Source organism: Rhodococcus sp. 4CII, from assembly GCF_014256275.1.
GTDB classification, from domain to species: Bacteria; Actinomycetota; Actinomycetes; order Mycobacteriales; family Mycobacteriaceae; genus Rhodococcus_F; species Rhodococcus_F wratislaviensis_A.
In genome coordinates this window covers 2,288,409-2,305,518 of record NZ_JACCFE010000002.1, presented here as the reverse complement: position 1 = coordinate 2,305,518, position 17,110 = coordinate 2,288,409, and the positions used below count along the sequence as shown (strand labels likewise).

Here is a 17,110-nt window from a genome sequence, read left to right as displayed (position 1 = left end):
GAGAACAACCAGCATGGAGGAAACCAGTGAGTCAGGAACGTAGAACCGCCATCGTCACCGGGTCGGCCAGGGGAATCGGCGCCGCCGTCGCGAAGCGGCTGGCCGACGACGGCTACGCGGTCGCCGTCCTAGACCTCGACGAGGCCGCCTGCGCGGCAACGGTGGACGCCATCAAGTCCGCCGGCGGCGAAGCGCTGGCGGTGGGTGCGAACGTGGCCGACGAGGCGTCCGTCGCCGCGGCGGTCGAGCGGGTCGCGACCGAACTGGGCGCCCCGACGATCCTGATCAACAACGCCGGGATCACCCGCGACAACCTGCTTTTCAAGATGACCGTCGACGACTGGGATTCGGTGATGAACGTGCACCTGCGCGGGGCGTTCCTGATGTCGCGGGCCGTGCAGAAGTACATGGTGGACGCCAAGTTCGGCCGCATCGTGAACCTGTCGAGCACGTCCGCGCTCGGCAACCGCGGGCAGGCCAACTATTCCGCGGCCAAGGCCGGGATGCAGGGCTTCACGAAGACCCTCGCGTTCGAACTCGGGAAGTTCGGCGTGACCGCGAACGCGATCGCGCCCGGATTCATCGAGACCGAGATGACCGCCGCCACCGCGGAGCGGGTGGGCGTCGGCTTCGAGGACTTCAAGAAGGCGGCGGCATCGCAGATCCCGGTGAACCGGGTCGGGCAGCCCGAGGACATCGCGCACACCGCATCGTTCTTCGTCAGCGAGGGTGCTGGATTCGTGTCGGGTCAGGTCGTCTACGTCGCCGGCGGACCGAAGGACTGATCGATGAAGGCGTGGCGCGTACACGAACTGGGTCAGCCGCGGGACGTTTTGACGTTCGAGGACGTCCCCGACCTCGAACCGAAGCCCGGGGAGTTGCTGGTCAAGGTGCTCTCCGCGGCCGCCAACTTTCCGGATGTGCTGCTCTGCCGCGGTGAGTACCAGATCAAGCCGCCGCTTCCGTTCACTCCCGGTGTGGAGTTGTGCGGAGAGGTGGTGGGGCTGGGCGAGGGCGTCACCGAGTTCTCCGTGGGCGACCGCGTGATCGGTATGCCGAGCCTCCCGCACGGCGGGTTCGCCGAGTTGGCGGTCATGTCGTCGGCCACCGCGTTTCCCGCGCCGGAGGCCCTGGACGACGCGGAGGCGTCCGCGCTGTCGATCGGGTATCAGACGGGATGGTTTGCGCTGCACCGCAGGACGCAGCTCCAGCCCGGTGAGACCCTGCTCGTGCACGCGGCCGCCGGTGGTGTGGGCAGTGCGGCCGTCCAATTGGGCAAGGCGGCAGGCGCCAAGGTCGTCGGCGTCGTCGGCGGGCCCGAGAAGGCCGCCTACACACGGGAGCTCGGCGCCGATCTGGTGATCGACCGGCACAGTGAGGACTTCGTCCAGGCCGTCAAGGACTTCACCGGCGGCCGAGGCGCAGACGTCGTGTTCGATCCGGTGGGTGGCGACTCGTACACGAAGTCGACCAAGTGCATCGCGTTCGAGGGTCGCATCATCGTGATCGGATTCGCGAGTGGCACCATTCCGTCACCCGGGTTGAATCATGCTCTGATCAAGAACTACTCGATCATCGGGCTGCACTGGGGGCTGTACAACGCCTACAACCCCGCCGCGATCCGGGAGTGTCACGACGAGCTGACGAGGATGACGGCGGCCGGGGAGATCAAGCCGATGATCAGCGAGCGGCTCGGGCTCACCGACGTCGCGGACGGTATCGCCCGCCTCGGCGAGGGGACGACGGTGGGACGGCTGGCCTTCCTGCCCGGACGCTAGCCGTCGCTGCGCTTCGCGTACAGCTCCTCGAGGTTGTGCCGCAGGGTCGCCTCGGTGTTCTTGACGGCCGTTTCGATGAACGGTTCGACGATGAGTCCGAGGGCCTTGCCGGTGAGACCGCTGGGGAGCTTGTACGCGAAGTCCACGCTGATTTCGGTCTTGTCGTCGCCCTGCGCGGTGAATTCCCACGTGGAGGAGTTGGCGGCGCCGTCGAGTGAGGCCAGGGTGATGACGCGGTCCAGCTCCCACTCGGTGACCTCGAGGCGCGACCGCAGGGTGCTCGGTCCGATGTGGATGGCCGCGTCGAAGGTGGAATCGAGCCCCTGGTCGAATTCCCCGATCGGGCGGAACTCCGAGACGCCGAACATCCAGTCGGGGACCGTCCGGTAGTCGTCGATGTAGGCGAATGCGACGTGGAGGGGTACGGCGGCGATCGCGGAGTGACGGACGTGGATCATCGGATGGTCCCTGGCTCTCTGTCGGAGAAGGCTGTCGATCTGGGCGACCTCGTTCGACTCTAGTCAACTCCCGCGACCACAGCAGGGCGGCGGCGGGTACCTGTTCTACCGTAGGACTCATGACGGTAGAGGGCACCCAGCGCGGCAGTTCCTGGCGGGAGTACACCGACCAGGGGCTGCCGAAGGTTCTGGCCGCGGCGCTGGAGGCGTTCGTCGAGAAGGGGTACGACGGCGCGTCGATCCGTGAGATCGCGTCACGCGCGGGGCTCTCCGTCCCCGGTCTCTACCACCATTACCCGTCCAAGCAGGCCTTGCTGGTGGGTCTGACCAACGTGGTGATGCGTGATCTGCTCGATCGCAGTCGCGCCGCGGTCGCCGAGGCGGGGCCGACGCCGGGCGAGCGGTTCGACGCGGTCATCGAGTGCCTGCTGCGGTTCCACATGTACCGCCGCGAGCAGGCCTTCGTCGCGTCCCGCGAGACGCGGAGCATGGAGCCGGAGAGCAGGCAGGCGTACATCGCGCTGCGGGACGAGCAGCAGGAGATGCTGGACGACATCGTCCGCGACGGGGTAGCGGCCGGTCTGTTCCGGACGCCGTTCCCGGAGGACGCGAGCCGCGCTGTGGTCACGATGTGCGTCGCGGTGTCCACGTGGTACCGGGAGGACGGGCCGCTGTCGCCCGACGAACTGGTGGAGCGGTACCTGGCGATCGCGAGGAGCACCGTCGGCGCCGCCGACTGAGGCTTGACCCCGGTCCGAACCTGTGGGATCGTCGGGGACGACTTCGACCGAGCGAGTGATCGGTCGGTACCGGAGTCGACGTACTGACTGGAGGTAGTTGTGGCGATCGATCTGTCCTATGCACCCGAGGTGACCGCCCTCGTCGAGAAGACCGAGACGTTCATCCGCGATGTCGTGTTGCCCGTCGAGGACGAGCACGGCGGCGACATCACGGCCGCCGGTGGCGACGCCCTGCGTGTGGAGTTGCAGAAGGCGGCGAAGGACGCGGGCGTCTTCGCGCCGCATGCGCCCGTCGAGTACGGCGGACACGGGTTGAACATGACCGACCGCGCCCCCGTCTTCGAGGCGGCGGGCTACTCGCTCTTCGGCCCGACCGCGCTGAACATCGCGGCACCCGACGAGGGCAACGTCCACCTGCTCGCGCACATCGCGAGTGCCGAGCAGAAGGGCCGGTTCCTGGCACCGCTGGCGCAGGGCGACGTGCGGTCGGCGTTCGCGATGACCGAACCGTCGCCGGGAGCCGGCTCCGATCCGTCGGCACTGACCACCCGCGCGGAGAAGGTGCCCGGCGGCTGGAAGATCAACGGCCACAAATACTTCATCACCGGCGCCGACGGCGCGGGATTCTTCATCATCTTCGCCCGCACGTCCGGTGTTCCCGGCGACCGCGGCGGCGCCACGATGTTCCTCACGCCGGCCGACGCCGAGGGACTGACGGTGGGGCGTCACATCGACACCCTCGACCGCGCCATGATCGGCGGACATTGCGAGGTGTTCTTCGAGGACCTGTTCGTTCCCGACAGTGGGGTTCTCGGCGAGGTGGACCAGGGGTTCGCCTACGCCCAGGTTCGTCTCGGTCCCGCCCGGATGACCCACGTCATGCGCTGGCTCGGCGCCGCGCGCCGCGGTCACGACGTCGCCGTCGCGCACGTCGCGAAACGCGAGGGTTTCGGCGGAAAGCTGGGTGACCTCGGCATGGTCCAGAAGATGATCGCGGACAACGAGATCGACATCGCCGCCACCCGGGCGCTGTTGACGCGGGCGTGCTGGGAACTCGACCAGGGCGGGCACGCGAGCAATTCGACGTCCATCGCGAAGACCTACGCCGCGGAGGCGATCTTCCGGATCGTCGACAATGCGGTGCAGATGTGCGGCGGTCTCGGGGTGTCCGGAGATCTGCCCCTCGCCCGGCTGTCCCGTGAGGTCCGGCCGTTCCGGGTGTACGACGGCCCCTCGGAGGTGCACCGCTGGGCGATCGCCAAGCGTGTCGTCGGTGCCGCGAAGAAGGCCGCCCGGGAGGCGGGGGAATGAGCGAACATCGCGGGCTCGATCTCGTTGCACTGCAGAAGTTCCTGTCGGACTCGAACGTTCCCGTCGAGGGTGAGTTGCGGGCCGACCTGATCGCGGGAGGAAAGTCCAACCTCACCTACGCGATCTTCGATGACTCCTCGCGGTGGGTGCTGCGAAGGCCGCCCACCGCGGGGCTCACACCCTCGGCGCACGACGTGGCCCGCGAGTTCCGCATCACCTCGGCACTGCAGGGCACCGACGTCCCGGTCGCCGCGACCGTCGCGCTGTGCGAGGACGACAGCGTGATGGGCGCGCCGTTCACCGTGGTGGAACACGTGACCGGCCAGGTGATCCGCACCAAGTCGGATCTCGAGGCGCTGTCCGACGACGACGTCGAGTCGTGCACCGACGAACTGGTGCGCGTGCTCGGCGCGTTGCACAACGTCGACTATGCAGCCGTCGGACTGGGTGAACTCGGCCGCCCGGACGGGTACGTGTCCCGGCAGGTCAAGCTGTGGGCGAGCCAGTGGAGCCGGGTGAAGACGGAGGACTCCGGCGACGTCGACCGCCTGCACGCCGCCCTGGTCGAATCGATTCCGGCGCAGTCGGAGTCGTCGATCGTGCACGGCGACTACCGCATCGACAACACCATCCTCGCGTCCGGTGACGTGAGCACGGTTGCGGCGGTGGTGGACTGGGAACTGTCGACGCTGGGTGACCCGCTCACCGACGTCGCGCTGATGTGCGTCTATCGGCACCCCGCGCTCGACCTCGTGCTCGGAGAGCCCGCTGCCTGGACGAGCCCGCGGCTGCCGTCGGCCGACGACCTCGCGCAGCGGTACAGCGTGGCATCGGGCCGCGAACTCGGCAACTGGGACTTCTACCTGGCGCTCGCGAACTTCAAGCTCGCCGTGATCGCCGAGGGCATCAACCACCGCTACCGGGTCGGCGCCACCGTCGGGGACGGCTTCGACAAGGCAGGCGCCGCGGTACCCGAATTCATCACGGCGGGCCTGCGCGCCCTGAAAGGACATACCGCGTGAGCCGCACCGCACTGATCACCGGAGCCTCACGCGGCATCGGGCTCGGCATCGCCACCCGCCTCGCCGAACAGGGGTACGGGCTGACGATCACCGCACGCGACCGTGAACGGCTCGACTCGGTGGCCGCCGACCTGCGGGCCGCCGGCGCGAAAGACGTGGTCGTCGCCGCGGGCGATCTCGCCGACGAGGAGTCCGCCGGGCGGGTCGTCGAGGCGCACGCCGACGCGTTCGGTTCGCTGAACGCACTGGTGCTCAACGCCGGTGTCGGAACCGCCGGCGCCATCGGCGAATTTCCGTTGCGCCGATTCGACAAGAGCCTGGGAGTCAATCTGCGGGCGCCGTTCAGCCTGCTGCAGCAGTCGCTGCCGCTGCTCCGGGCCGGTGCGGCGGAGAACCCGGGACGCGGGGCCAAGGTCATCGCGCTGGCATCGATCACCGGCGTCTATGCGGAAGCCGGACTCGCCGTCTACGGCGCGACCAAGGCCGCGCTGATCTCCCTCACCGAGACGCTGAACGTGGAGGAGTCGGGCAACGGAATCTCCGCGACCGCGCTCGCCCCCGCGTACGTCGACACCGACATGTCCGCGTGGATCCACGAGACCATCCCGCCCGAGGCGATGATCGAGGTCAACGACATCGTCGAACTCGTCGACGCGCTGCTGCGGCTGTCGTCGCGGGCGGTGGTCCCGAAGCTCGTGGTGGGGCGCGCCGGCACGGACGGGTACCGCGCCTAGTCCTAGTCCTCGTCCTCCTGGGCCTCGCCGCGTTTGCGGAAGAACTTGAAACCCGGAACGCCCTGGATCGCCTGGCGTACCCCCTGAACCTCCTCGAGGAGCTGGTGGATCTCGGGGGAGACGGTGTCGAGAGTCGCCAGGATCGGCAGGAGCCCCTCCATGCGCATGGTCAGCTCGGGGAGGTGGTTCACCAACCCGATCGCCGCGTGGAGTTCCTCCTCGGTGAGGTCGTCGACGAACCGCTGCGCCAACGGGGCGGCCTTCTTCGCGAGCGGTTCGTAGAGGTCGAGCAGGGTCTGTGCGGACGCGGACGTGCCCGCGGCGGTCGCAACCACGGTGGCCGCGGAGTCCGACACGGCGGTGGCCCTCGCGACCGCGATCTCCGCTCCGTCGCTGATCACCTCGATGCGTGCGATCAGCACCTCGACCCGGTCGAGCAGGAGGCCGATACGGCCGGGGAGTGAGACGAGAAGGTCAGCGGTGTCCACTGACCACCGGGCGATCCCGGTGACGGTGCGCACCAGGTCGCGGGGACCGAGTTGTACGAGAGCCATCGGCCCATCCTGCCCGATGCTCGCCCGCACCTCACGTTTCGGTCGTCGCAGACGTCTACCTTTCAGAGGCCCGCACACCTGGAAGGATTGGCACCGTGAATGCCGACCGCGCAGCACACACTGTCATCGATTCGCCGATCGGCCCCTTGACGCTGGTGAGCGTCGACGGGGTGCTGAGTGGCATCTACATGGCCGAACACCGGCACCAGCCCGATCCCGCGACGTTCGGGGCGCGCGACCCCGCGGGATTCGACGAGGCCACCGCCCAGCTCGCCGAATACTTCGGCGGTCGACGCACCGAGTTCACCGTTCCCCTGGCCGCACGGGGCACCCCGTTCCAGCAACGAGTGTGGGACGCGCTCCGCACCATCCCCTACGGCGAGACATGGACGTACGGTCAGCTGGCCGACTCACTCGGCACCCCCACCGCGGTCCGTGCGGTGGCCGCCGCGAACGGCAGAAATCCGATCAGCATCATCGTGCCGTGTCACCGCGTCATCGGGAGCAACGGCAGCCTGACCGGGTACGCGGGTGGGCTCGACCGCAAACGGTTCCTGCTCGACCGTGAGGCGGAACGGGCCGGGCTCCGGCTGAGCTCATGACCCTGCGGCCGTTCGAAGACGTCGTGGCCGAGCACGGCCCGACGGTCCAGCGGGTCTGCCGGGCAGTGGTCGGTCCGGTGGACGCCGAGGACGCGTGGTCGGAGACGTTCATCGCCGCGATGCGGGCGTACCCCGACCTGCATCCGGACAGCAACATCGAGGCGTGGCTGGTGACGATCGCGCACCGGAAAGCGCTCGACCACATCCGCGCGCGCGACCGGCGGCCCGTCCCCACCGAGGAACTGCCCGAGCAGACCACCGACGGCGGACTTCCCGGCTCCGACGACCCGGAGTTGTGGAAGGCGGTCGGCGCCCTGCCGGTGAAGCAGCGGGCGGCCGTGGCGTACCACTACCTGGCCGGACTGCCGTACAGCGAGATCGCGGTGATCCTGGGCAACTCCCCGGCCGCGTCGCGGCGGGCGGCCGCGGACGGCGTTGCGGCGCTACGCAAGAACCTCTCGATCTCTGTGAGTGGAGACATCACATGAACATGCCCGACATCGTCTACTCCCTGTACCCGTTGGACTCCCCGGTCGAGCAGAAACTGCGTGAGCGACTCGCCGTCGCCGCAGCCGAAGCCGGGCTTCTCGACGTCGCGTACCGCACGATCGACACCCCGGTCGGTTCGCTGCTGCTCGCCGCCACCGATCGCGGGCTGGTGCGGGTCGCGTTCCCCAGCCAGGATCACGACGCCGTGCTACAGACTCTCGCCGATCAGATCAGTCCTCGAATCCTGCGGGCGCCGGCCCGGCTCGATCGGGTGGCCCGCGAGATCGACGAGTACTTCCTCGGTAAGCGCACAAGCTTCGACGTCCCGCTGGACTTCCGGCTGTCCAAGGGATTTCGCCTCGACGTGCTGCACCATCTCCCCGACATCGACTACGGACACACCGCCAGTTATGCGGCGGTCGCGGCCGCCGCAGGCAGTCCGAAAGCGGTGCGCGCGGTCGGCACCGCGTGCGCGCTCAATCCGCTCCCGGTCGTGGTTCCCTGTCACCGCGTGGTCCGCAGCGACGGCAGCATGGGCCAGTACGCCGGCGGGCCGGAGGCGAAGTCGATTCTGCTGACATTGGAGGCAGCGGCATGACCACTCTGACGCAACGCGTGGACGATCTGGACTGGCCGGGTCTGCACGCCGAGACCGATGCCGCGGGATGCGCGCAGTCGGAGCAGATCCTGACCGCCGAGGAGTGCGGGCAGATCGCGGACATGTACGAGGAGGTGGAACGTTTCCGGTCCACCGTCGACATGGCCCGGCACCGATTCGGCTCGGGACAGTACCGGTACTTCGACTACCCCTTGCCGGAGGTCGTGGCCGAACTCCGCGCGGCCTTCTACCCGAATTTGCTTCCCGTGGCCCGGGACTGGGCGGCCAAGCTGAGGCAGCCGTCGCCGTGGCCGGACACCCTGGACGAGTGGCTGGACCTGTGCCACGAGGCCGGCCAGAAACGGGCGACACCGATCCTGCTCAGCTACGGCGCCCACGACTGGAACGCCCTCCACCGCGATCTCTACGGCGAACTGGTCTTTCCGTTGCAGGTGGTGATCGGTCTCGACCGGCCGGGGGTGGACCACGAGGGCGGGGAGTTCATGCTCGTCGAGCAGCGACCCCGGGCGCAATCCCGGGGCACGGTGACGACGTTGCGACAGGGGCACGCGCTGATCTTCACCACCCGGGACCGACCCGTGCGCTCGACCCGCGGTTGGTCGACGGGACCGGTGCGGCACGGCGTCAGCACCATCCGGCGGGGCAGGCGCCGGACCCTCGGCCTGGTCCTGCACGACGCGGAGTGACCGTGAGAGTGCTGTTGCCCTACCGCGGTCCGTTCACCCACGCACCCCTGTGGAGTGCTCTGCGTGCGCACACCGTGACCGGGCTCGAGCGGCACGATCCCGACGGAACCCACACCCGGGTGGTGAACGGCCCACACGGTCCGGCGCTGGTGTCGGTGGTCGTGCGGCCCGCCGACGAGTACGTCGAGGCGCACCTGACCCCGGCGCACCCCGACGACGTCGAACCGTTGGTCGCGGTGGTCCGGCGATGGCTCGACCTCGACGCCGATCCGTTGCCGATCGACGCCGCATTGAGCCGCCATGCGGCGCTGGCCCCGTTGGTGGCGTTGCGCCCGGGTCTGCGGCGCCTCGGAAGTGTGGACGGATTCGAGACGGCGGTGCTCACCATTCTCGGACAACAGGTTTCGCTCGCAGCAGCCCGGACGTTCGGTGGCCGACTGGTGTCGGCGTACGGCCTGCCTGTGCACGACGGATTCTTCGCGTTCCCCGAACCGGAGACACTGGCCGAGCTCACTGTCGAGGAGTTGCGCGCGACCGTCGGTCTCACCGGCGCCCGAGCGAAGACGGTGCACGCGGTGGCCGAGGCGGCAACCGACGGTCTACGGCTCGGCGGGGACACCGACGCCGCAGACTTCCGGTCCGGTCTGATGGCGCTTCCGGGTATCGGTCCGTGGACGGCGGACTACCTGACGGTGCGGGTGCTGGGCGACCCCGACGCGTTCACCCCCGACGACCTCGTCCTCAAACGCGCATTGGGTGTCAGGACGGGCAGGCAGGCCGCCGTTCTCGCCGAGCAGTGGCGGCCGTGGCGGGCGTACGCCCTGTTCCACCTGTGGACGGACGAGGCGTATTAGTCCTGCTCAGTCCTTCGCCTTCGCGAGGGACGACGGCCACCAGATCTTCTTGCCGATGTCGTGGGAGAGCGCCGGGACGAGGATGCTGCGCACGATGATGGTATCGAGCAGCACACCGAACGCGACGGCGAACCCGACCTCGGCGAGGAACACCAGCGGCAGCACACCCAGTACCGCGAAGGTCGCGGCGAGCACCACCCCGGCCGAGGTGATGACACCACCTGTCACTGCCAGTCCGCGCAGCACACCGGATTTCGTGCCGTGCTCCTCGGTTTCCTCGCGGACCCGGGTCATCAGGAAGATGTTGTAGTCGATACCGAGCGCCACGAGGAACACGAATGCAAACAGGGGGAATGCCGGATCCGCGTTGGCGAAATGGAAGACGTGAGTGAAGAAGAGTCCGCACACCCCGAGGGTGGCCGCGAACGACAGGACCACGGTGGCGATGAGGATGATGGGAGTGAGCAAGGCGCGGAGCAGGAGCGACAGCACGACGAAGATGACGACGAGAACGATCGGGATGATCAGGTTCCGGTCGTGCACCGACGCGGTCTGCACATCGAGAGTCGTTGCGGTGCTGCCGCCGACGAGCGCATCGGCACCGGGCACCGCGTGCGCCGCGTCGCGCAGTCGTGTCACCGTCTCGAGGGCTTCGGGGGAGTCGTACGAGTCGGCGAGGGTCACGTTGACGACCATCCGCCCGTCGATCGGTGCGGCCGTGAGGAAGTCGGGTGCACACCCCTGCCCGGCAGCCGAGGCCACCGCGGCCGGGTTGGACTTGATCAGCGCCGACAACTTTTCGACATCGACCTGCGGGCACACTGCCCCGGGATCCTTCGACACCCCGTCCACGCCGCTCACGGCCGCGATGACCGCGTCCGTCTGGTCTGCGTTGGTGACGATGACGGCGGGCGCACCGGCACCGGGGTCGAACTGGGAGTCGTACAACTCCTGTCCGACGACGGCGTCGGGTCGGTTGGTGAAGTTCTCCGACGACGACAGCCCGTCCGTCTTCAGGCTGCCGATGCCGACCAGGAACAGAACGGCCAGCAACACGGTCGTGCCGATCCACAGGGGGCGGTCCTTGCTGCCGACCTGGGCGGCGATCCTGCCCCACAGACCGTGGGTGGTGAGGTCTGCAGCCTCGTCCACCTTCGGTTTCCGCGGCCAGAACACCCACCTGCCGGCGGCGGACAGTGCCACGGGAAGAAACGTCATCATCACGAGGTAGGTGCACGCGATGCCGATCGCGGCGACCGGCCCGAGACTCTTGTTGGAGTTCAGTTCGGAGAACGTCAGGCACAGCAGACCGAGGATGACGGTGACCGCCGACGCCGTGATGGCGGGCGCGGATTCCTTCCATGCCTTCGTCATGGCGTCGAAGCGGCTGGGATAGAAGTGCAATTCTTCCCGATATCGGGAGATCAGGAGAAGCGCGTAGTCGGTGCCCGCGCCGATCACGAGGACGAACAGGATGCCCTGACTCTGGCCGGTGAGGGTGAGCACGTCGGCCTTGGCGAGGTAATAGATCACCATCGATGCCAGGCCGAGCGCGAGCAGGGCGGAGAAGAGCGGGAAGAACCATAACACCGGCGATCGATACACGACGAGCAGGATCAGGATCACCACGAGCAGTGCGGCGCCGAGCAGGGCGCCGTCGAGTCCGGCGAACGCGTCGATGAACGCCACCAGGAGACCACCGGGGCCCGCCGGAAGAACCTCGAGTCCGGTGGCCGCGTTCTTCGCGGCGGTGAGGACGTTCTCCTCGGTGGCGGCGAGCACGTCACCCGCGACGGCCGTGCCGTCCTCCTTCGCGACGAGCGGAACGTAGATCGACGCTGTCGTGCCGTCCTCGGAGAACTGGGTCTGGGCAATCCCTTCGGCGTCGACTCCGTCGACCGTCGCGATGGCATCACGTGCCTGGGCGATCGACGCCTTGTCCTGCTCGGTGAGCGGGGCGTCGCTGTGGAACAGCACGAAACCGGGGATCGTCTCGACGGTGAGGAACTTTGCCGATTCGTTGGTGACGATCGTCGATTCGGCGGAACTCGACAGATAGGCGGCGTTGTCGTTCTTCTGGACCTCGGTGAGCTTGCCCTGGAAGGAGCCCCCGAACCCGCCGGCGAAGAAGGCGACGATCGCGATGGCCACGATGGTGAACGCGGGCCAGCGGAATCGGCGCGGCGTCTCGCCGCTGGTGCTCGAGTCCGTCGAATCCAACTTCGTCATGGGTTCTCCTTCGCCGCCCCCTCCAGCAATGCGTCCCAGTACACCATGCCGGGCACACCGGCGACACCGGAAAGTTGCGGGCGTCAGGTCGCGTCGGACGTTTCGGCGTAGCAGTCCCGCACCGCGACATCCATCGGAAACCGCACCCGTGTCTCACCGAACAGGAGCCGGGTGGCCACGTCCACCGCACCGAGGACGTGCCGCGTCGCCGATTCGGGATTTCGGGTGTGGACCATGACCTCGTCGTGCTGGAAGAAGACGAGTTCGCTGTCCGGGTCGTCGGCGAGCCGTCGCCGCAGGTCGGCCAGCACACACAGAGCCCACTCCGATGCCGTCGCCTGTACCACGAAGTTTCGGGTGAACCGGCCGCGGGAACGCGCGTCGCCGTGCGACCAGAAGTCGGGTGACGGCGGTGGGCACGCCCGCCCGAGCCACGACTGCACCACCTCGCCGCGTTCGCCTGCGCGGGCCGCTCTCTCCACGAATTCGACGGCGACGGGAAAACGTGTGCGCAGCAGCGTGAGCAGGGACCGGGCCTCGCCCGCCGTCGCCCCGTACAGCACCCCGAGGATCGCGACCTTGGCCTTGCCCCGGTCACCGTCGAACGTCTCCGCCGCGACCGGTGCGTACAGGTCGTCGGAGCCCGCGGCGGCCACCATCCGGGCATCACCCGACATCGCGGCCAGGATGCGCGGCTCGAGCTGGCCGGCGTCGGCGATGACGAACGTGTGCCCCGGGTCGGCGATCACACTCGACCGCAGAGGTTTCGGAATCTGCAGCGCGCCACCGCCGCGGCTCGCCCAGCGGCCCGAGACCACGCCACCGGGAACGTAGACGGGCCGGAACCGGTCGTCGCGGACCCAACTGTCGAGCCACTGCCAGCCGTTGGTACTGAACAACTTGGACAGGTCCCGGTGGTGCAGGAGCAGCGGCACCGCAGGGTGATCGACGTCGCGGAGCAGGTGCTTGCGGGTGGACGCGAGTTCGATCCCCTCGCGGCGGAAGGCGTCGACGACCTCGACGTGGGACGCCGGGTTGATGCGACGACCGAACGCCGTCCCGATCTCCCCGGATACGTCCTGGATGCGCTGCGGCAGGTCGTAGCCGGTCGGCCGCGGTCCGAGCGCCGCCTCGAGGAAGGCGCGGTGCGCGTCGGCGGAGAACGGCAGACCGTCGTAGCTCATCTCGGCGGCGGCGAGTGCCCCCGCGGACTCGGCGGCCACCAGCAGGTCGAGCCGTGCGTCGTCACCGATCGTCTTCCGCTGTTCCGCGAAGTCGGCCACCACCCGCGCCGGATCCGTGGTGGGTGCGGTGTCGAACAGGCCGGGGCGTTCGTCGACGGGTTCGTCCGGCGGCGGGGCCGGAACGCCGTCGCGCATGCTGAGGACGGCGTGGGTGAGCGCGAGGTCGTGGCAGCGGCGCACCCGTACCCCGGCCCGCAGCAGCGCGGGGTAGACGGCGGCGGTACTCGTCCAGACCCAGCGGGGGTGTTCGGAGGCCTCGATGTCGCGGACCGCGACCACGACGTCGGGGTGACGGCGTGGCGACTCGACCGGAACTCCCGCGGGATCGGTGCGGATCGTCGTGGCGCCACCGTCGGCGTCGGGAACCATCACCACTCTCACCGGCCCAGTCTGCTCCGCGCCACCGACAGTCGATAATCCGCCGTCGGACGAGGGCGAACCCGCAGGTCGGCACTACACTGAACGCAGACGCTTCTCGCCGGAAGGAGGGGCATCCGATGGCAACCATCGAAGAGTTCGAGCAGACGGTGACCGACAAGGTGATCGCCGGACTGCACGACAAATTCGCAGACTACGAGCGCCGCGGTGTCGGACTCGCCGAACTCGGCGACCCCGATCGGTTCGTCGAACGGATGCTGGCGGCGATGCCCGCCCCGCATCCCTGGTACGAACAGTTCGGCGCGGCCTGGTCGTCCGCGCCCGCGTGAGTCACGCCCCGGCGGCGTCGACCGGTTCGGGTTCGCTGAGCGCCTTGTGGCGGCGATGCAGACCCTTGCGGTCGTAGAACCGGGTGATCACGGCGCCGAAGACGAGGCCGATGAGGAGGCCGGCGAGGGTCATCCACACCGCGTGGATGAGCCCTGCGTCGCCGGAGGCGCCGAAGAACATGATGGCGCGCACCCCGATGTAGATCTGGTGCATCGGTTCGAACTCACCGAGCCAGGTGTACAGCCGCGGCGCCGCCTCGAGCGGAATGGTTCCGCCCGACGAGGGCAGCGCCAGGACGACGAAGACCAGTAGGTTGATGAGCAGGCCCAGGTTGCCGAACGCGGCCATCACGGATATCGCCGTGATCCCGACCGCCGCGATCGCGAAGGCGCCGTACTCCCAGAGGGCGAGCGGGTCGGTGATCGGCAGCCCGAGGGCGGAACTGATCCACAGGTACAGGCCCGACACGATCATCGCCAGCAGCACCATCACCGCCCACTTGATCAGCAGGGTGTGGAAGCGTGAGATCGGGACCGCCTCGTTGTGGAGGTACAACGGCCCGACCTCGGTGGGCGTGAATCCGAGCATGCCGTCGATCAGGGTGCTCGCAATGGTCGCACCGGTGAAACCGGCCAGCACGATCAGCAGCGCGTAGTAGAACGCCGCCAAACCGAAACCGGTGCCGTCGGGCAGCGGGTTGTGTGCCACTACCCGGACATCGATGGGCTCGTCGAGCACGAGCCGGCTGGCCCCCGACAGCTGGAGGTCGGGTGCCGTCGCCTGGAGTTGCTGTGTGACCTGGGTGGTGAGTTGTTCGCCCATCGTCTGGTTGGCCTTGTCCATCGCCATCTCACCGATGTTCTGGACGAGGTTCGCGCTGATCGTGCCGGCCCGGGGGTTCGTGTAGATCGTGATCACGGGACGCTCGACGTCCCCGGGAACCACGCTCGCCTGGGCGAGGATGAAGGTGCGCTTCGTGAAGTCGCTCGGAATGACGATGGCGCCGTAGATCTCGCCGTTGTCCAGTGCGGACTGGGCCTGCGCGATCCCGATCTGCCGAAGTTCGACCTTGTTCGGATCGACACCGTCGACGAGGCCTGCGGCGATCTGGTCGCCGAAGTTCTGCTGCTGGGGCGGGTTCGAATTGGGCATGGTGTCGCCCTCGTCCTGATTGACCAGGGCGATCGGGAAGTGGTTGAGGTGCTTGGGGGGATTGAGCATTCCCCCCATGTACAGCGCCGCGAGCAGAGACATGACGACGGAGACGAGGAGCAGGGGAGCTATCCAGAACCGTGGTGTCCGGAGCACGCTCATCTTGCCTGCATCGCTGGTTTCGTGAGCCATGTCCCCTCGCATCCTCCCGTGTCCGGGCCGACCCTCGGATCGACCAGCCGGATCAAGCGTAGGCGGTGGGATCGCTCATCGCGCCGCGGTGACCTCGAACCAGGCGTCGAGTGTCGGCTCACCGACGAGGTCCACGAGATCGACTTGCACGCCGTCCGCTCGCCACCGCTCGACCAGCGCCATGACCCGCACCGAGTCCATGCCTTCGTCGAGGAGGTTGGCGGTGTCGTCGATGTCGGCGACGGGGACGTCGAGCACGTCGGCGACGTCGGCGCGGATCCGGTCCCGGGTCGGAACGGTGCTGGGGTCGGAACTCACTGTCGTCCTCCTGTGTGCCGTCGAACCGCGGCCCGTTGAGGCGATTCGGCGACATGGGGTAGGTTGCTGGGTTAGTGAAGCCTAAGCATAGTTACTCTCCTCGCGAACGGCGAAACGGAGAGCTGGTGCAACCGAATGTGAATGGATGACGATGGCTGGATTATCGAGATACGCAATCGACTTGACGCCCCTCCGGACGAGTCGCGAGTTCCGATACATCTTCATCGCCCGCACGATCTCCATCTTCGGTCTGGGTCTGCTCCTGGTGGCCGTGCCGCTGCAGGTGTACGACATGACGAATTCCACACTGGCAGTGGGCGCAGCGAGCATCGTCGTCGGCTCTTCGGTGTTCATCGGCACCCTCTTCGGCGGCGTGATTGCCGACCGGTACGACCGCAGGCCGGTCATCTCGCTCGCCCGTGCGGCAGCGGGCGTGGCGTTCGCGATCCTCGCGGTCAACGCGTTTCTCCCCACACCCCAGCTGTGGATCATCTACCTGTGCGGCGTGATCGAGGGCCTGGCGGGTGGCATCTCGTCGACCGCGCTGATGGCGGTGATTCCGTCGCTGCTGCCGAAGGACAAGATGGCCGCAGCCGGTGCCCTGATGACGGTCATGGCCGATCTCGGCACGGTCGCGTCACCCGCGATCGGTGGTGTGATCATCGCGGCGACATCCGTGGGTACCAATTATGTTCTGGCCGCGGTGTCCTCGGGCATCACCGCGTACTGCATCGCCAGACTGCCGTCGCTGCCGCCGCCGGTGAAGAACACCGAGAGCCCGCTGCGGTCGATCGCCAGCGGTTTCACCTACGCCGCCAAGGATTCCGTGGTCGGCGGAACGCTGTTGGTCGGGTTCTGCGCCATGATGCTCACCGGCTGGAACGTCCTGCTGCCCGCGTACGCGAGCCAGGTGCTCTACGCCGGACCGGCGGCCACCGGACTGCTCTACAGTGCGCCCGCCGTCGGAGCCCTCACCGGATCGCTCACCAGTGGCTGGACGGGGACCGCGCGGCGCGGGGGCCTGGTCGTGTTCCTCGCGGCCATGATCGCGTCGGCCGGACTGATCGGCGTCGGCGCCGTCCCGATGATCGCGGTCACGTTCCTCGGTCTCGCCGCCCACGGGTTCGGGCGCGTGCTCGGCGACATCCTCCGGTATGCGGTGATCCAGACCGAGACCCCCGAGGAATACCGCGGACGCGTCGCCGGTGTGTGGGGCGCCCAGATCTCCACGGGTTCGGCCGCCGGCGCACTCGTCGCCGGCGCCGTCGGTGCCGCGGTGGGACCGCGTGAGGCGTTCCTTCTCTACGGAGCGGGCGGCATCGTGGTGCTGGCCGTCCTCGCGCTGACGTTGAAGGGCTTGCGCACCTACAGCAGTGCCGCTGCCGAGGAGGACGACCTCTCGGCAGCGGCACCGTGACAA

Annotated in this window: 19 protein-coding genes; 13 read left to right on the top strand and 6 right to left on the bottom strand. The window is 68.2% G+C overall.

The features are described 5' to 3' along the window. Positions 1-26: 26 nt before the first annotated feature. Together fabG and H0B43_RS11255 are read left to right on the top strand one after the other, a co-directional pair. Complete coding sequence (gene fabG / locus H0B43_RS11260) at positions 27-785, top strand: 3-oxoacyl-ACP reductase FabG (RefSeq protein ID WP_185727814.1); 759 nt, start codon at positions 27-29, stop codon at positions 783-785. Positions 786-788: 3 nt separating this feature from the next. Further along, positions 789-1,778 (top strand): NADPH:quinone oxidoreductase family protein, encoded by a 990-nt coding sequence (locus H0B43_RS11255; protein WP_185727815.1) that lies wholly within the window; start codon positions 789-791, stop codon positions 1,776-1,778. Here the strand turns inward: H0B43_RS11255 and H0B43_RS11250 are convergent. Next, entirely contained in the window at positions 1,775-2,236 is a 462-nt protein-coding gene (locus H0B43_RS11250; protein WP_185727816.1) for an SRPBCC family protein, read from the bottom strand. The genes H0B43_RS11255 and H0B43_RS11250 overlap by 4 nt on opposite strands. Positions 2,237-2,355: 119 nt before the next feature. Between H0B43_RS11250 and H0B43_RS11245 the strand changes: the two genes are divergently transcribed. From H0B43_RS11245 to H0B43_RS11230, 4 genes are all read left to right on the top strand, one after another. Next, positions 2,356-2,976, top strand: a complete 621-nt coding sequence (locus H0B43_RS11245; protein ID WP_185727817.1) for a TetR/AcrR family transcriptional regulator — start codon at positions 2,356-2,358, stop codon at positions 2,974-2,976. 99 nt (positions 2,977-3,075) lie between these two features. Continuing rightward, a complete protein-coding gene (locus tag H0B43_RS11240) occupies positions 3,076-4,287 on the top strand; it encodes an acyl-CoA dehydrogenase family protein (protein ID WP_185727818.1) in 1,212 nt (403 codons plus the stop codon). Continuing rightward, on the top strand, positions 4,284-5,309 hold the full coding sequence (locus H0B43_RS11235; RefSeq protein ID WP_185727819.1) for a phosphotransferase family protein: 1,026 nt from the start codon (positions 4,284-4,286) through the stop codon (positions 5,307-5,309). The genes H0B43_RS11240 and H0B43_RS11235 overlap by 4 nt, the downstream gene beginning before the upstream one ends. After that, entirely contained in the window at positions 5,306-6,043 is a 738-nt protein-coding gene (locus H0B43_RS11230; protein ID WP_185727820.1) for an SDR family oxidoreductase, read from the top strand. The genes H0B43_RS11235 and H0B43_RS11230 overlap by 4 nt, the downstream gene beginning before the upstream one ends. Before the next feature lie 2 nt (positions 6,044-6,045). Here H0B43_RS11230 and H0B43_RS11225 read toward each other — a convergent pair whose 3' ends face one another. Continuing rightward, the gene (locus tag H0B43_RS11225; protein ID WP_185727821.1) at positions 6,046-6,597 is read right to left on the bottom strand and encodes a ribulose 1,5-bisphosphate carboxylase large subunit; all 552 of its coding nucleotides are present in this window, start codon (positions 6,595-6,597) and stop codon (positions 6,046-6,048) included. Between the two features lie 95 nt (positions 6,598-6,692). Between H0B43_RS11225 and H0B43_RS11220 the strand changes: the two genes are divergently transcribed. The 5 genes from H0B43_RS11220 to H0B43_RS11200 are packed head-to-tail and all read left to right on the top strand — an operon-like array spanning position 6,693 to position 9,847. Then, on the top strand, positions 6,693-7,199 hold the full coding sequence (locus H0B43_RS11220) for a methylated-DNA--[protein]-cysteine S-methyltransferase (RefSeq protein ID WP_185727822.1): 507 nt from the start codon (positions 6,693-6,695) through the stop codon (positions 7,197-7,199). Beyond that, entirely contained in the window at positions 7,196-7,687 is a 492-nt protein-coding gene (locus H0B43_RS11215) for an RNA polymerase sigma factor (RefSeq protein ID WP_185727823.1), read from the top strand. Before H0B43_RS11220 ends, H0B43_RS11215 begins: the two co-directional genes overlap by 4 nt. Continuing rightward, positions 7,684-8,286: a methylated-DNA--[protein]-cysteine S-methyltransferase gene (locus H0B43_RS11210; protein WP_185727824.1), complete on the top strand. Its 603-nt coding sequence runs from the start codon at positions 7,684-7,686 to the stop codon at positions 8,284-8,286. The genes H0B43_RS11215 and H0B43_RS11210 overlap by 4 nt, the downstream gene beginning before the upstream one ends. Further along, complete coding sequence (locus H0B43_RS11205; RefSeq protein ID WP_185727825.1) at positions 8,283-8,993, top strand: 2OG-Fe(II) oxygenase; 711 nt, start codon at positions 8,283-8,285, stop codon at positions 8,991-8,993. Before H0B43_RS11210 ends, H0B43_RS11205 begins: the two co-directional genes overlap by 4 nt. 2 nt (positions 8,994-8,995) lie before the next feature. Further along, positions 8,996-9,847, top strand: a complete 852-nt coding sequence (locus H0B43_RS11200) for a DNA-3-methyladenine glycosylase (protein ID WP_185727826.1) — start codon at positions 8,996-8,998, stop codon at positions 9,845-9,847. 6 nt (positions 9,848-9,853) lie between these two features. Here the strand turns inward: H0B43_RS11200 and H0B43_RS11195 are convergent, their stop codons facing one another. Then, positions 9,854-12,076: an MMPL family transporter gene (locus tag H0B43_RS11195; RefSeq protein ID WP_185727827.1), complete on the bottom strand. Its 2,223-nt coding sequence runs from the start codon at positions 12,074-12,076 to the stop codon at positions 9,854-9,856. Positions 12,077-12,159: 83 nt separating this feature from the next. Continuing rightward, positions 12,160-13,701, bottom strand: coding sequence for a bifunctional 3'-5' exonuclease/DNA polymerase (locus H0B43_RS11190; RefSeq protein WP_185727828.1), 1,542 nt, complete (start codon positions 13,699-13,701; stop codon positions 12,160-12,162). 116 nt (positions 13,702-13,817) lie between these two features. Between H0B43_RS11190 and H0B43_RS11185 the strand changes: the two genes are divergently transcribed. After that, entirely contained in the window at positions 13,818-14,027 is a 210-nt protein-coding gene (locus H0B43_RS11185; protein ID WP_185727829.1) for a hypothetical protein, read from the top strand. 1 nt (position 14,028) lies between these two features. Here H0B43_RS11185 and H0B43_RS11180 read toward each other — a convergent pair whose 3' ends face one another. Both H0B43_RS11180 and H0B43_RS11175 read right to left on the bottom strand, forming a co-directional pair. Then, on the bottom strand, positions 14,029-15,372 hold the full coding sequence (locus tag H0B43_RS11180) for a YhgE/Pip domain-containing protein (RefSeq protein ID WP_185727830.1): 1,344 nt from the start codon (positions 15,370-15,372) through the stop codon (positions 14,029-14,031). A 75-nt stretch (positions 15,373-15,447) separates the two neighbouring features. Further along, positions 15,448-15,690 (bottom strand): phosphopantetheine-binding protein, encoded by a 243-nt coding sequence (locus H0B43_RS11175; RefSeq protein WP_185727831.1) that lies wholly within the window; start codon positions 15,688-15,690, stop codon positions 15,448-15,450. Between the two features lie 151 nt (positions 15,691-15,841). Between H0B43_RS11175 and entS the strand changes: the two genes are divergently transcribed. After that, a complete protein-coding gene (gene entS, locus H0B43_RS11170; protein ID WP_185727832.1) occupies positions 15,842-17,107 on the top strand; it encodes an enterobactin transporter EntS in 1,266 nt (421 codons plus the stop codon). Positions 17,108-17,110 lie beyond the last annotated feature (3 nt).

Bases quoted from the DNA above. Each gene is read 5' to 3' on its own strand.
- H0B43_RS11255 (WP_185727815.1), top strand. From the start codon at position 789: ATGAAGGCGTGGCGCGTACACGAACTGGGTCAGCCGCGGGACGTTTTG.
- H0B43_RS11195 (WP_185727827.1), bottom strand. From the start codon at position 12,076: ATGACGAAGTTGGATTCGACGGACTCGAGCACCAGCGGCGAGACGCCG.
- H0B43_RS11180 (WP_185727830.1), bottom strand. From the start codon at position 15,372: ATGGCTCACGAAACCAGCGATGCAGGCAAGATGAGCGTGCTCCGGACA.
- H0B43_RS11250 (WP_185727816.1), bottom strand. From the start codon at position 2,236: ATGATCCACGTCCGTCACTCCGCGATCGCCGCCGTACCCCTCCACGTC.
- H0B43_RS11215 (WP_185727823.1), top strand. From the start codon at position 7,196: ATGACCCTGCGGCCGTTCGAAGACGTCGTGGCCGAGCACGGCCCGACG.
- H0B43_RS11185 (WP_185727829.1), top strand. From the start codon at position 13,818: ATGGCAACCATCGAAGAGTTCGAGCAGACGGTGACCGACAAGGTGATC.
- H0B43_RS11245 (WP_185727817.1), top strand. From the start codon at position 2,356: ATGACGGTAGAGGGCACCCAGCGCGGCAGTTCCTGGCGGGAGTACACC.
- H0B43_RS11225 (WP_185727821.1), bottom strand. From the start codon at position 6,597: ATGGCTCTCGTACAACTCGGTCCCCGCGACCTGGTGCGCACCGTCACC.
- H0B43_RS11205 (WP_185727825.1), top strand. From the start codon at position 8,283: ATGACCACTCTGACGCAACGCGTGGACGATCTGGACTGGCCGGGTCTG.
- H0B43_RS11235 (WP_185727819.1), top strand. From the start codon at position 4,284: ATGAGCGAACATCGCGGGCTCGATCTCGTTGCACTGCAGAAGTTCCTG.
- entS (WP_185727832.1), top strand. From the start codon at position 15,842: ATGGCTGGATTATCGAGATACGCAATCGACTTGACGCCCCTCCGGACG.
- H0B43_RS11210 (WP_185727824.1), top strand. From the start codon at position 7,684: ATGAACATGCCCGACATCGTCTACTCCCTGTACCCGTTGGACTCCCCG.